This window comes from Streptomyces sp. NPDC060198, assembly GCF_042728415.1.
Classification (GTDB): Bacteria; Actinomycetota; Actinomycetes; order Streptomycetales; family Streptomycetaceae; genus Streptomyces.
This window is the reverse complement of the sequence record NZ_JBHWZJ010000212.1, coordinates 1-12,388: the sequence shown is the minus strand read 5'-3', so window position 1 is coordinate 12,388 and position 12,388 is coordinate 1. Positions and strand designations below refer to the sequence as shown.

At 73.1% G+C, this 12,388-nt stretch carries 12 protein-coding genes; 11 read left to right on the top strand and 1 reads right to left on the bottom strand.

Features of this window, described 5'->3' with window-relative positions; genetic code table 11:
• The first annotated feature begins 81 nt into the window (after nt 1-81).
• Genes ACFWEP_RS23165 through ACFWEP_RS23155 form a run of 3 tightly spaced genes read left to right on the top strand, consistent with a single transcriptional unit; the run spans nt 82 to nt 1,183 of the window.
• On the top strand, nt 82-525 hold the full coding sequence (locus ACFWEP_RS23165) for a phage tail protein (protein ID WP_266707264.1): 444 nt from the start codon (nt 82-84) through the stop codon (nt 523-525).
• On the top strand, nt 525-1,028 hold the full coding sequence (locus ACFWEP_RS23160; protein ID WP_387372436.1) for a hypothetical protein: 504 nt from the start codon (nt 525-527) through the stop codon (nt 1,026-1,028). The genes ACFWEP_RS23165 and ACFWEP_RS23160 overlap by 1 nt, the downstream gene beginning before the upstream one ends.
• On the top strand, nt 1,025-1,183 hold the full coding sequence (locus ACFWEP_RS23155; RefSeq protein ID WP_266707268.1) for a DUF6760 family protein: 159 nt from the start codon (nt 1,025-1,027) through the stop codon (nt 1,181-1,183). Before ACFWEP_RS23160 ends, ACFWEP_RS23155 begins: the two co-directional genes overlap by 4 nt.
• Here the strand turns inward: ACFWEP_RS23155 and ACFWEP_RS23150 are convergent.
• Complete coding sequence (locus ACFWEP_RS23150) at nt 1,141-1,836, bottom strand: hypothetical protein (RefSeq protein WP_387372435.1); 696 nt, start codon at nt 1,834-1,836, stop codon at nt 1,141-1,143. The two genes, ACFWEP_RS23155 and ACFWEP_RS23150, sit on opposite strands and share 43 nt — an antisense overlap.
• A 2,350-nt stretch (nt 1,837-4,186) precedes the next feature.
• On the opposite strand from ACFWEP_RS23150, the gene ACFWEP_RS23145 reads away from it, so the two are divergent.
• From ACFWEP_RS23145 to ACFWEP_RS23110, 8 genes are all read left to right on the top strand, one after another.
• Nucleotides 4,187-4,651 carry an extensin gene (locus ACFWEP_RS23145; protein WP_387372433.1) on the top strand — a complete coding sequence of 155 codons (465 nt, stop codon included), beginning with the start codon at nt 4,187-4,189 and terminating at the stop codon, nt 4,649-4,651.
• Nucleotides 4,652-4,779: 128 nt separating this feature from the next.
• Entirely contained in the window at nt 4,780-5,205 is a 426-nt protein-coding gene (locus tag ACFWEP_RS23140; protein WP_358761169.1) for a phage tail protein, read from the top strand.
• Between the two features lie 14 nt (nt 5,206-5,219).
• Entirely contained in the window at nt 5,220-5,945 is a 726-nt protein-coding gene (locus tag ACFWEP_RS23135) for a LysM peptidoglycan-binding domain-containing protein (RefSeq protein WP_328720232.1), read from the top strand.
• The gene (locus ACFWEP_RS23130) at nt 5,945-7,840 is read left to right on the top strand and encodes a VgrG-related protein (protein ID WP_387372430.1); all 1,896 of its coding nucleotides are present in this window, start codon (nt 5,945-5,947) and stop codon (nt 7,838-7,840) included. Before ACFWEP_RS23135 ends, ACFWEP_RS23130 begins: the two co-directional genes overlap by 1 nt.
• A gap of 34 nt (nt 7,841-7,874) precedes the next feature.
• On the top strand, nt 7,875-8,318 hold the full coding sequence (locus ACFWEP_RS23125) for a GPW/gp25 family protein (protein WP_387372428.1): 444 nt from the start codon (nt 7,875-7,877) through the stop codon (nt 8,316-8,318).
• Nucleotides 8,318-10,315 carry a putative baseplate assembly protein gene (locus ACFWEP_RS23120; RefSeq protein WP_387372426.1) on the top strand — a complete coding sequence of 666 codons (1,998 nt, stop codon included), beginning with the start codon at nt 8,318-8,320 and terminating at the stop codon, nt 10,313-10,315. The genes ACFWEP_RS23125 and ACFWEP_RS23120 overlap by 1 nt, the downstream gene beginning before the upstream one ends.
• The gene (locus ACFWEP_RS23115; RefSeq protein ID WP_387372425.1) at nt 10,312-10,878 is read left to right on the top strand and encodes a phage tail protein; all 567 of its coding nucleotides are present in this window, start codon (nt 10,312-10,314) and stop codon (nt 10,876-10,878) included. Before ACFWEP_RS23120 ends, ACFWEP_RS23115 begins: the two co-directional genes overlap by 4 nt.
• Entirely contained in the window at nt 10,875-12,353 is a 1,479-nt protein-coding gene (locus tag ACFWEP_RS23110) for an NADase-type glycan-binding domain-containing protein (protein ID WP_387372423.1), read from the top strand. The genes ACFWEP_RS23115 and ACFWEP_RS23110 overlap by 4 nt, the downstream gene beginning before the upstream one ends.
• Nucleotides 12,354-12,388 lie beyond the last annotated feature (35 nt).

Genomic DNA, 12,388 nt, shown 5'->3' with positions numbered 1-12,388 from the left:
GGACACCACCCGGGCCCCGGGCCGCCTCCACCGCCGTAACGCCGCCACCCCTCAGATCTCCTTCACAAGGACAGCGAACACATGAGTCTCCAGCCGGGTGACGCCCTTACCTCACACAATTTCGGCCTGCAGATCGACGGTGTCATGGTCGAGTACCTCGCCGAGGTCAGTGGCATGAGCATCGAGCAGGACGTCATCACCTACCAGCAGAACACCCCGAACGGCCAGAACGTGGTCAAGAACATGCCGGGTGTGAAGAAGAACGGGACCTGCACGGTCATCCGCGGCATGACCCAGTCGGCGTCGTTCACCCAGTGGATCAACGAGTCGATCGCCGGTCAGATGACCACGGCCCGCAAGAACGCCTCCATCATCATGATGGACTTCCAGAACAACCCGGTGAAGCGCTACCACCTGCGCAACGCCTGGTGCAGCAAGATCGACGCGAGCACGGTGAAGGCGGGCGAGGCTTCCGCGCTCACCGAGACGGTGACCATCGTGTTCGAAGAACTGGTCATCGAGTAATGCGCCGTTCTGCCGCCAGGGCCGGCGATTTCGCCCAGGGTCCCGGTGCGGAGACGGAGCAGTCCGCTCCCGTCGCGGCACCCGACACACAGGTCGCGCCCTCCGCACCGGCCCCGCAGCAGCAACGGTACGAACTGCGCACCGAGTTCGCGTTCCAGCTGCCGCGTGGCTATGTGGACGACGCGGGCACCGTCCACCGGGACGGGGTGATGCGGCTGTCGACGGCGCGGGACGAACTCGTCCCGCTGCGCGACGTACGCGTCCAGGAGAACCCGGCGTTCCTCTCGGTGGTGCTGCTGGGCCGGGTGATCACCCGGCTCGGCACGCTGCCGATGATGCACGACGGCATCGTGGAGAACATGTTCGCCTCCGACCTGGCCTTCCTGCAGGACTTCTACCGTCAGATCAACGCGGAGGGCCACACCCGCGCTTCGGTGGAATGCCCGCACTGTTCCGAGCCCTTCGAGGTCGAACTCGGCGGGAGCCGCCTGGGGGAATCGTGACGTACGCGAACGACCGGTTGCACGAGGAGATCGCGTACGTCGCCTACCACTTCCACTGGAGCCTGGAGCAGATCCTGGACCTGGAGCACCAGGACCGTCGTCGATACACCGATCAGATCGCGTCCTTCGTGACGCGTGCCGGCGCGGAGGGCTGAGCGGTGGGGTTCCTGGAGCGGTTGTGGACCGGGCGAGCGGGCGGCACGGGGACGAGCGCGGCGGCCGTACCCCCCGAGGGGGCGGCGGATTCCGCGCGAGGCGGGGCCGACACCGGCCGGGTGGCCGAACCATCGGGCGTCCGCGCTCCGGTCGTCGCCGCCTGGGCCGGGCTGCCGCCGATCCAGCGCGCCGTGGCGGGCGGACCGGCGGGAGTCGCGGACTCCGCTTTCGGCGGCCGGCTGCCGACCTGGCAGAACCCGTCGTTCATGGGCACCGCGTCCCACGCGGTGCTGGACGGCCGGGCCACCTCGGTACTCGGCGAAGCGGCGAACCCGGTGTCGGCCCGGCCCGTACCGGGTCTCGAACGCCGGTCGGGGGCACTGCCCTTGGCGGGCAACGACGCCACGGTGCAGCGCGCCCCGGCGGTACCGCTGCGGGCGCTTCCGGCGAGTTTCCCGGCGGCCCCCGGCGTGCCGGGAGGACCCGCGTCCGCGCGGGTCCCCGGCTCCCCGCAGGCGCGCGCGGCCCGGCCGGTGACGGCGGCGGGCCCTGCGACCCCGGGGCCGGTGCCCCCGGCTCCGGCAGTGCAGCGGAGTGCGCCTGCGGCCCCCGGCGGGAGTACGGCGGTACGGAGCACGCCGACAAGGAACACGCCGACAAGGAACACGGAGGCACGGAGCACGGAGGTACGGAGCACGACGGCGGCCGGTCCGGCTGTCGTGCCCGGTGGCGGTTCCGGCACCGGTGCTGCGGGTGGCGGCCGTGCCGGTTCGAGTCCGGCCCCGGTATCGGTGCTGCGGTCCGAGGCTCCTGCCGTTCCCGTCCTCCCGCCGGCCGCGCGCGCGGGTCTGCGGGTGACGCCGCTTCCGGCGAGCCCGTCTCCCCGGCAGGCGGCTCTGACCCGGGCGCAGCCCGGGGCGGAGGTGCAGCGGCGGGTGCTGCCCACCGCGCGGCGGAGTGCTGCCCCCGCGAGCGCGGCGGCCCGTACGCCCGCCGGTGTCCCTTCCGGCGCCGGAACGCCGACCGCCCCGGTGCGGCCGGCGGCTGCCCCGCGTGAAGGCGGGACGGCCCGGGAGGTGGCGTCGGACGGAGAGTCCGGATCCACGGGTTCCGGCCCTGCCGGTGCCGGGCCGGTCAGTGCCGCTCCGGCTGGTGTCGTTCCGGTGGCCTCCGGTCGGGCGGCCTCCGTTCCGGCGGCTTCGGGTCCGGTGGCTTCCGGTCCGGTGGTGCAGCGTGCAGCGGTGCAGACGTCGGCCGTGGTGGCGCCTGCCGCCGCGGGGCAGACCCCGCCCGCGGGCAGCCCTTCCCGGAGCGGGAGTGGCGCCCGCAGGGGTGGCGTGGGAACCCCGACCCGTGGGGACGCGGACCCCGCCCGTACCCCGACAACGCCGGTCCCTGCCACGGGCGGTGAGGCCGGGGCGGTACCCGGTGACCTTTCGGTGCGGCGCGTGGTGGCCGGTGACGTTCCGGTCGTACGGGCCGGGGCCCACGACCGGCCCACGCCTTCCCCGCAGTCGCCCGGGACCGCCCCCGGAGCGGCTCCGCCCTCGGCTTCCCCGGTGGTGCCCGTCGCGGGTGCCGCAGGCCCGGCACCCGTCGTCCAGCGGCGGGCCGCGCCCGACTCCGGGCCGCAGCGGTCCGCGTCCCCCGGCTCCACCCCCCAGCAGCCCACGCACTCCGCTCCCGGCCGACCGCGGGGCGGCGCTCCCCTGCGGTCGACGCGGTCCGGCAGCGACGGTACGACGTCACCCCGGCCCGGTCCCGCGCCGTCCGGTGTTGCCTCCGGCTCGGCGCCTGCGGCCTCGCCGGTTCCGGGGATCGCCGTACGACGAGCCTCCGTCCAGCCGGAATCCCCGGCACCCGCCGTCACCTCCACTCCGGCGGCCGGCGCCGGTCCAGCGCCCACCGCTGCGGCCCCGGCGGCCGCCCTCCCGCCCCACTCCGGCACCCCCGTCCAGCGGGCGGCGGCGCGCTCCGGTGACACTCCGGCAGGGCCGACCGCGACAGCGGTCCCGACCGGCTCCGGCACCCCGGGCCGGGAGGACGACTCGGCGCGGCCGTCGACCGGTGCCCGGCCGCCCGCCGCCTCTTCCGGCGTACCCCCCGTCCGAGGGAGCGCCGCCCGTCCGCGGTCCCGCCCGGGTCTGGGCGCTCCGATCGCCTCGGCGCCCACGGCGCGTGCGACCTCCCCGGCTCCGGGCATCCAGCGGGCGGTGTCCCCTCAGGCACTGGCACCGGCTCCGGCTCCGGGCATCCAGCGGGCCGCGTCCGCTCCTGCCCCCGCCCCCGCCCCTGCCCCGGCCCTGTCCGCGAGCGCGGACGCCCCGGCCCCGTCCGCAGGCGGCGGCCCGTCCGCGAGCTCCGGCCCGTCCCCGGCCCGGAGCACTCCGCGACGCTCGCCCCTCGGCGCCCCGATGAGCGCGGTTCCTGCCGGTGCGGTCCCTGCCGGTGCCGCTCCCGCCGGTGCGGCTCCGTTGCCCGTACAGCTCGCTCGTACCACTCCAGTACCGGCACCGGCACCGGCACGAGCCCCGGGACCGACCCCGGCTCCGGCACACGGCACCCCGCCTCCGGCACCCGCGAGCACCCCGCCTCCGGCACCCGCGAGCACACCGGCTCCGTCCCCCGCACACAGCGCACCGCGACCCGGACTTGCGCACAGCGCTCCGGGTTTTCGCGACTTCCCGTCGGTCCCGGTGGTCCAGCGGGCACTGGCACAGCCGCGGCCCCCGAAGTCCCTGCCTCCGCCGCTCCTGCCGACGGCCCCGCCCGGTCCGGTACAGCCGCCGGCTCCGGCCCAGGAGTTCCCCGGACCTGCGAATCCGGCCCCGGCGTTCCCGGCCCCGGCGTTCCCCGCTCCGGCTTTTCCGACGACGACGGCGCCGCCCGGATCGACCGCGCTGTTCCCGGCGATGCCGCAACCGGCCCCTGCCGTGCTCCAGCGCAGTGTCGCGGTGCCCGTGAAGGCAGCGCCGCTGCCCCTGCCGGCTGGACCGGCCCCGATGCCGGCACCGGTCCAGCCTGCCGGCGGTGCCGTCGCGGCTGCGGCTCCTCTCCCGGCTCCCGCCGCTCCCGCGGCCTCGATGCCGGTCGTCCAGCGGCTCTGGGGAAAGTCCCACAGGGCCGCCGGCCGGTCCGCCTCGTCCGCGGTCGGCGCACTCGCCGCCTCCGCGGCGGCCACGGTGGCGGCCGGCCTCACCACGCGTCCCGGACACCCGGCCGGTCCGCCGCCTCCGTACACCCCGGAGTCCGGTGCGTCCCCGCCGAACGACCCGTCGCCCGGGAACTCCCCGCCCCCGCCCAAGTACACGGAAGTACCCGACGGCGGCTTCGATCCCCGGGCGCTCACCGACTTCCAGCTGGACGAGCTCGCGCACCGGCTCGTCGGCCGGATCACCCGGCTGATCCGCACCGAACTCCGCCTGGACCGCGAGCGGATCGGCAAACTCCGCGACCCCCGCCGCTGACCGCTCCGACCGATCCGACCGATCCGACCGATCCGCCTTCCGATCGTCCCGACCGCCCCCGGCCCCAGGCCTTTTGGCCGGGACGAACACCCGACCGGCACGCACCACCGAAAGAAAGGTCCGCCGAGATGCCCTCCAGCCAAGACCCGGGCTCAACCATCTGGTTCTCCCTCAGCATCGACGGCGAAAGCCTCGGCTATTTCAACGGGTGCGAGGGGCTGGCGTCCGAGGTGGAGGTCGAGCACCACCAGGAGGGCGGCAACAACGGCTTCGTGTGGGCGCTGCCGACCCGGGTCACCTTCTCCACGATCCGGCTGACCCGCCCGCTCACCCCGGACACCGCGAAGGTCGCCAAGTGGATCTCGTCCGTGCAGACCGGGATCAAGCGGCCCACCGCGCAGATCGCGGCGCTGCGCGCGGACGGTTCGGAGGTCGCCAGCTGGGGTCTCATCGACGTGCTGCCGGTGCGCTGGACCGGTCCCACCCTCGACCCGGCCAGCCCGGCGGTGGCGACCGAGGTACTGGAGATCGCCCACCACGGATTCACGGGCTGAGGGGCGGGGACACGGTGGCCACCAAGGGCAGCAAGGGCGCGGGCAAAAGCCTCGTACGCGCCAATCTGGCGATCCACGAACCGCCGGTGGGCGACAGCACGTCCCCCGGCGGGATCATGGAGACGTTCGCCTTCGACTTCAACCCGGCGCAGTTGTCTCTGAGCCGCCGCGCACAGTGGAAGGCGACCCCGGCGCAGATCGAACGCACCGGTGCGAAGCCGGAGTTCATGGGCGTCGAGGCGATGCAGATGGGTCTGGAGGTCTTCCTCGACTCCTCCGGCGAACCGACCGGCAACACCGTGCTGAAGAAGGTGGAGTCGCTCCTCGAATGCTGCGAGGTGACCCTGAAGAGCATCGGCACCAAGCAGCCTTCGCCGCCGTGGGTCGTCTTCCAGTGGGGGTCGTTCTCGACGGCACGGTTCACCGCCTACATCAGTTCCGTCGACGTGTCCTACACGGTCTTCGGCACCACCGGCGTCCCCATCCGGGCCACCTGCCGACTGCAGTTGCACGAGATCCCGAGCAAGACCCGTGGCCAGAACCCGACGTCCGGCGCGCTGACCGCGCAGCGCGTCCACCGGGTCGTGGCGGGCGACTCGTTGCAGTCGCTGGCCTGGCGGGAGTACGGCAACGCCGCCGCCTGGCGGTCGATCGCCCGGGCCAACGGCATCGACGATCCCCGGAACCTGCCGTCCGGCACCGAACTGGTCATGCCGTCCGCCGAGGAGGTGAGCGGCTGATGGTGCGGGCCGCGTTCTCCAACGTCGTCGACGTCAAGATCAATGGCGCCAAGATTCCGTCCGACCTCACCAGCGCCCTCGTCGACAGCCATGTGGACCAGGGGATGGGTGTTCCGGCGGCGTTCCACCTCACCTTCCGGGACCCGTACCGGAAGATCCTCGGCAAGCTCGGAGTCACCTTCGGCAGCAGCGTGGTCATCACGCCGGTGGCCGACGGGAAGGGCGCCGGAGACCCGCTGCTGACCGGTGAGGTCACCGGCCTGGAGGTCGACTACGACGGCACCGGCACCTTCGCCGTCGTCCGGGGTTACGACCTCGGGCACCGCCTGCTGCGCCGCCGCCGGGTGACCGCCTTCCGCAGCCAGACCGCGTCCGACATCGCCAGGAAGCTGGCGGCCCAGGACGGCGTGCCCGTCGGGACGATCCAGTCGACGAAGACCGTGTACGAGTTCATCAGCCAGTCCAACGTCACCGACTGGGACTTCCTCGCGCGGCTCGCCGACGAGAACGAGATGGTGATGTCCATCGACGCGAAGGGCAAGTTCCAGTTCGTACGGCCCAAGCCGTCCGCGGGCGCGCCCTCGCCGAGCACCGACGGGGACAAGAGCCCCTTCGTGCTGCAGGCGGGGCACGACATCCTGCGGCTGCGGGCCGCGGTCACCGCCGCCGACCAGGTCGGCAAGGTCCAGGCGCGGGGCTGGGACGTCGCGACGAAGAAGGAGCTCACCGCCCTCTCGCCCGCGGTCTCCAATCCGGGCATCACCATCGGCACCACGCCGGGTGTCGCCGCCGCGAAGTTCGGCCCGGCGCCGCTGGTGGACACGGCGACGCCGTACGACAAGCAGGCCGAGGTGAAGTTCGCCGCCGAAGCGCTCGCCGACGACATCACGTCCTCGTTCGCCGAGGTGGAGGTCGTCGCGCGCGGGAACCCCAAGCTGCGGCCGGGAGTTCCGGTGGCCCTGGCCGACGTGGGCAAGCCCTTCGAGGGCAAGTACACCGTCACCTCGGTGCGCCACGTCTTCGGCGACGGCAAGCACTACGAGACCTGGGTGACGGTCAGCGGACGCCAGTGGCGGTCGCTGTACGGCCTCACCTCCGGCGGCACGGAGACCGCGCCGCGGCTGCCCAGCGTGGCCAACGCTCTGGTCACCGACGTCAACGACCCGCTCAAACAAGGGCGCGTCAAGCTGCGTTTCCCCTGGCTGGACGACACCTACGTCAGCGACTGGACGCGCACCGTGCAGATGGGCGGCCTCTCCGGCGGCGGAATCTTCCCGCTCGACGTCAACGACGAGGTGCTCGTCGGGTTCGACCGGGGCGCTCTGGACCACCCGTTCGTGATCGGCGGGCTCTACAACGGCAAGGACGTGCCGACCCCCGTCAGGGACGTGCCGCTGCACGACGCCTCGCGGAAGACGGCGGCGCGGCACACCGTCTCCGACCGGGACGGCAACCGCATGGACCTGCTCAGCCAGAAGACCGGTACGCGCAAACAGGGCGTCCGGCTCGCCTCCGGGGACCAGCAGCTGATCATCCAGCTGGACCGGACCAACACCGAGATCGTCGTGGACAGCAAGGGCTCGGTGACGATCAAGGGCAGCCGGTCGGTGTCGGTGGAAGCGGGCACCGACCTGACGCTCAGTGCCCGGCGTGCCCTGACCATCAAGAGCGGCGGTCCGCTCAGCATCAGCGGCAGCGGCGCGGTCAACGTCCGGGCCGCCGGCGAACTGGGGTTGAACGCGGTCGGCGCCCTGAACATGAACGCCGTGGGTGCCGCGATGCTCACCGGTGGGGGAACCGTGCAGGTCACCTCGGCCGTCAACACCACCATCAAGGCCCCCACGGTGCTCGTCACGTCTCCCGCGTTCCTGGCCAACGGAATGCCGGTGATATGAGCGAGAACGCCGACGGAAGGCAGGAGAAGGTCTGATGGCCGAACAGTTCGTGGGGTCCGGCTGGTCGTTCCCCCTGCGCATCGGGCCCACCGGTGGGATCGCCCTGGTCAGCGGGGAGCGGGAGATCGAAGAGGCGATCAGGCTGGTCCTGTCCACGGCGCCCGGAGAGCGGCCGATGCGGCCGGACTTCGGCTGCGCCATCCAGGATCTGGTGTTCGCACCGGTCAACGAGCAGACCGCGGGCCGCATCCAGCACGAGGTGTACGTCAGCCTGGACCGCTGGGAGCCGCGCATCGAGGTCGACGACATCGAGGTCACCGTGGGCACCGACCAGAGTGTCCTCTTCATCGACGTCCGCTACTCGATCCGCGGCACCAACAACCCCCGCAGCCTCGTCTTCCCCTTCTATGTCATCCCGTCCCACGAGGAGCCCGACGCCGGCCCCGCCCTGGGCAACTCTCCCGAAAGCGACCGTTGATGGCCCTGCCCTCCCCGAATCTCGACGACCGCCGCTTCCAGCAGTTCGTCGACGACGCCAAGCGTTACATCCAGCAGCGCGCCCCGGAGTGGACCGACCACAACGTCTCCGACCCGGGGATCACCCTCGTCGAGACGGTGGCGCACATGGCCGACGAGATCGTCTACCGGCTCAACCGAGTGCCGGACAAGAACCACTTGGCCTTCCTCGACCTGGTCGGCATCACGCTGTTCCCGCCCTCCGCCGCTCGTACGGAGGTGACGTTCTGGCTCTCGGCGCCGCAGGAGGAGCCGGTGACCGTACCGCTCGGCACCGAGGTGGCCACCTCGCGCACCAGCGACGAGGAAGCGGTCGTCTTCAGCACCGAGCGCGAACTGGTGCTCTGGAACTGCGGGTTGAAGCATCTGATGGTGCAGCGGCGGGGCGAGCCCGCGCTGGACCGCACGCACGACCTCGCCGACGACGGGAAGGACGTGCTCTGCTTCTCGGAGTCCCCTTCCCCGGGCGACTGCATGCTGCTGGGCCTGACCGGCGCGGTGCCGCACTGCGCGGTCACCCTGGAGCTGGACAGCCGGGTCGACGGTGTCGGTGTGGATCCGCGGCAGCCTCCGCTGGTCTGGGAGGCGTGGACCGAGGACGGCTGGCAGCTCTGCGAGGTCGACCGGGACGGCACCGGCGGCCTCAACCGGCCCGGTGAGGTGATCCTGCACGTCCCCGGCGGACACGTGCTCTCCCGCAACGCCGGTCAGGAGGCGGGCTGGCTGCGGTGCAGGGTCACCGAACCCCACCCCGGCCAGCCCTTCTACACCACCTCGCCCACCGTCCGCTCCGCCGAGGGCTTCACCATCGGCGGCACCGCCCCCGTCGTCCACGCCGAGACGGTCTACGACGAGGCGCTCGGCGAGTCCACCGGGCTGCCGGGCCAGCGGCTGCGGCTCGCGCACGGACCCGTGGTCGGCGACACCCCGCCGGTCCTGCTGCAGACCGCCGAGCACGAGGGCTGGACGGACTGGCAGGTAGTCCCGCACTTCGCCGCCTCGGGCCCGGACGACCGCCACGTCACCGTGGACGCCGCGACCGGCGAGATCGCCTTCGGACCGGCGGTGCGCGAACCCGACGGGTCCCTGCGCCAGTACGGCATGGCGGCTCCCAAGGGCTCACCCGTACGTGCCCGCAGCTACCGCACCGGCGGCGGCCGGGCCGGCAACGTGGCCCGCGGCGCCGTACAGGTCCTGCGCACCTCCATCCCGTACGTCTCCGAGGTCGTCAACCGGGAGGCCGCGCGCGGCGGCGTGGACGGCGAGACGGTCGAGGAGGCGAAGGTCCGCGCCCCGATCACGCTGCGCGCCCAGGAGCGCGCGGTGACCCTGCGCGACTACGAGGAGTTGGCCCGCCGGGCCGCCCCCGAGACCGCGCGCATCTCCTGCCTGGAGGGCGAGGAGAGCGAGTACGGTGCTTACGCGGTAAGGGTGTTGGTGGTGCCACAGGCGATACCCGACCCGGGCGGCCGACTCCGTTTCGAACAACTGGTGCCCGGTGACGCGCTGTTGGAGCGCATCACGCGCCACCTGGACGAACGTCGCCTGATCGGGACCCGGTTGGCGGTCGGTCCGCCGTTCTACCAGGGCGTCACGGTCGTCGCCACCGTGCACGCCTTCCGCGGCGTCGACACCGACCTGGTACGCCGACGGGTGCACGACGCCCTCTACCAGCACCTCGATCCGCTGACCGGTGGCGCGGACGGCAAGGGTTGGCCGTTCGGGCGGCCCGTGCAGGCCGGCGAGGCCTTCGCCGTGCTCCAGCGGATTCCCGGCGTCGAGCTGGTGGACGAGGTCATGCTCCACCCCGCCGACCCGCTGACCGGAAAGCGCGGCGAGGCGACGAACCGCATCGACCTGTCACCGCCCTCCCTGGTGTTCTCCTTCGACCACCGCGTCCGGGTGATCGGGGACAACCCCACGGGGGACAAGGACCGCGGCACCGGGAGCCACGGATGAGAGGCTCCGTCGACGGACTCGGTTCGTCCTCGCCGATCGGCGCGATGCTGCCCGCCGTCTTCGCCGACGACGACCTCGCCCTGCGCTTCGTCGACGGGCTCGACGAGGTGTTCGCGCCCATCCACACCGCGCTGGACTGCCTCGACTCCTACTTCCGCCCCTCGCTGGCGCCCCTGGACTACGCCCGGTGGCTGACCGGCTGGGTCGGTGCGGAGACCGACGGCACCGAACCCGAGCCGCTGCTGCGTGCCGCCGTGGCGACCGCCGCGTACCTGCACCGCATCCGCGGCACCCGGCGCGGCCTGTCCGAAACGGTCCGGCTCGCCTTCGGCGTCGCACCGGAGATCAGCGAGAGCGGGGGCGCCGACTGGACCGCCCGCCCGCTGGGCCCGATCCCCGGTATCCCCCGTCCCCATCTGCACGTACACCTCAGGCTGCCCGATCCGACCACGGCGGACCACTACCGCCTGGACGGCATCGTCGCCGCAGCCCGGCCCGCCCACATGCCGTACACGGTCCAGGTGACCGCCGGCGATCCGTCCGAAAGGACCTCGGAGAAATGACCACGCAGAACTGCGTCGAATGCGGCACCCGCGCGGAACCGGGCTTGTCGTTCTGCGACGCGTGCGGGGCCGTACTGGGCTGGGCCGACCGGCCGGCTGCCCCGGCGGGTGCCGCGAGCGGCACCCGCAGCCATGGCGGAGGTGCCGGTGCCGGTACTGGCTCCGGTGAGGCGTCGGAGGTGTCCGCCCCGGCCCCGGCCTCGTCGACGTACTCGTCCACTGATGCCGCTCCGGCGTCGGCCGAACCCGGCTGGGACGCTTTCGCCCGGCCCGGCGGCGGCGCGGGGCTGCCCCGGCAGTCGCGGCAGCCTCTCGCCCCGGAACCCCTCGCCCACGCCGGCTCCCCGGACGACGGCACGTACGACGACAGGCGTGCGGCCCCGGCGGAGCGCACCCGGCAGTCCGGTCACGGAGCGCACGGCGCCCAGGACGGGACCGACACCGAAGAGGTCCCGGGAGTGACGGACGACTGGGCGGCCAGAGTGGCGGCCCGACGCGCCGACGGAGCCGACGGAGCCGCGGCGGACGACTGGCCGGGCGGTGGAGGGGCGGGTGCGGCCGCCGGAGGCGCGGACGACGGCGGCATGGCGGACCGCGCCCGTCGCCTCATCGTCCCGGTCGCCGACCCCGGCCCCCTCGCGGCGCCTTCCGTCGCCCCGGTCCTGCCCGGCCGGCCGGCCCCCCAGCGCCCGCAGACCGTGCAGGCCCCGGGCGAGGAACTCGGTGTGGACGGGGGCACGCCCTGCCCCTGGTGCAGCACCCGCAACCGGCCCGACCGGCACTACTGCGCCCGCTGCGCGATGCCCATGGCGGGCGACCGGCACGTGGAGGGCCGCCGGCTGCCGTGGTGGCGCCGACTGCTGGACACCCGTACCCGGGAGACCCCGTGGGCCGGCGACCGTCCCCGGGTGCGCCGCGCCTTCGACCGCGTACTGAGCTGGGTCGGGGCGGCGATCGTGGTGACCCTGGTGATCGTCGCGGCCGTCCACATCCCCGACGGCGTCCGGGCGACCCGCGACCACTTCTCCAAGCGGGCCCCCGTCTCGCCGGACCACGTCACCGCGTCCCGCTCCTACCAGGGCCACAAGCCGGACTCGTCCTTCGACAAGCTCAACAACACCTGGTGGGGCCCCGGGGTGTCCGAGTCGGGCAAGGGCCAGTGGATCGAGGCCTCCTTCGACACACCGACCCGTCTGCTGAACGTCATCGTGATGCCGGGGGTCTCGTACCGCGCCGACCAGAACGGCGAGCAGGCCCTCCCGCACCGCGTCGACGTCACCGTGACCCGGTCCAGTGGCGAGGTCACCCACCGCGAACTCGTCCTGGACGACGGCGCCGGAGGCCAGACCCGCGACTTCCGCTACGACGACGTCACCAAGGTCCGCTTCACCGTCGAGTCCGCCTACCACACCTCCGCGGCCAAGCAAGTCGCCTTCGCGGAGATCGAGTTCTTCGGCCCGTCGCAGTCCCGCTGATCCCCGCCGCCTCCTCGGAGGCGGTCCGCCGGCAC

Excerpts from the sequence above, each read along its gene's own strand:
- ACFWEP_RS23165 (WP_266707264.1), top strand. The coding sequence starts at position 82 with ATGAGTCTCCAGCCGGGTGACGCCCTTACCTCACACAATTTCGGCCTG.
- ACFWEP_RS23160 (WP_387372436.1), top strand. The coding sequence starts at position 525 with ATGCGCCGTTCTGCCGCCAGGGCCGGCGATTTCGCCCAGGGTCCCGGT.
- ACFWEP_RS23145 (WP_387372433.1), top strand. The coding sequence starts at position 4,187 with ATGCCGGCACCGGTCCAGCCTGCCGGCGGTGCCGTCGCGGCTGCGGCT.
- ACFWEP_RS23140 (WP_358761169.1), top strand. The coding sequence starts at position 4,780 with ATGCCCTCCAGCCAAGACCCGGGCTCAACCATCTGGTTCTCCCTCAGC.
- ACFWEP_RS23130 (WP_387372430.1), top strand. The coding sequence starts at position 5,945 with ATGGTGCGGGCCGCGTTCTCCAACGTCGTCGACGTCAAGATCAATGGC.
- ACFWEP_RS23125 (WP_387372428.1), top strand. The coding sequence starts at position 7,875 with ATGGCCGAACAGTTCGTGGGGTCCGGCTGGTCGTTCCCCCTGCGCATC.
- ACFWEP_RS23120 (WP_387372426.1), top strand. The coding sequence starts at position 8,318 with ATGGCCCTGCCCTCCCCGAATCTCGACGACCGCCGCTTCCAGCAGTTC.
- ACFWEP_RS23115 (WP_387372425.1), top strand. The coding sequence starts at position 10,312 with ATGAGAGGCTCCGTCGACGGACTCGGTTCGTCCTCGCCGATCGGCGCG.
- ACFWEP_RS23110 (WP_387372423.1), top strand. The coding sequence starts at position 10,875 with ATGACCACGCAGAACTGCGTCGAATGCGGCACCCGCGCGGAACCGGGC.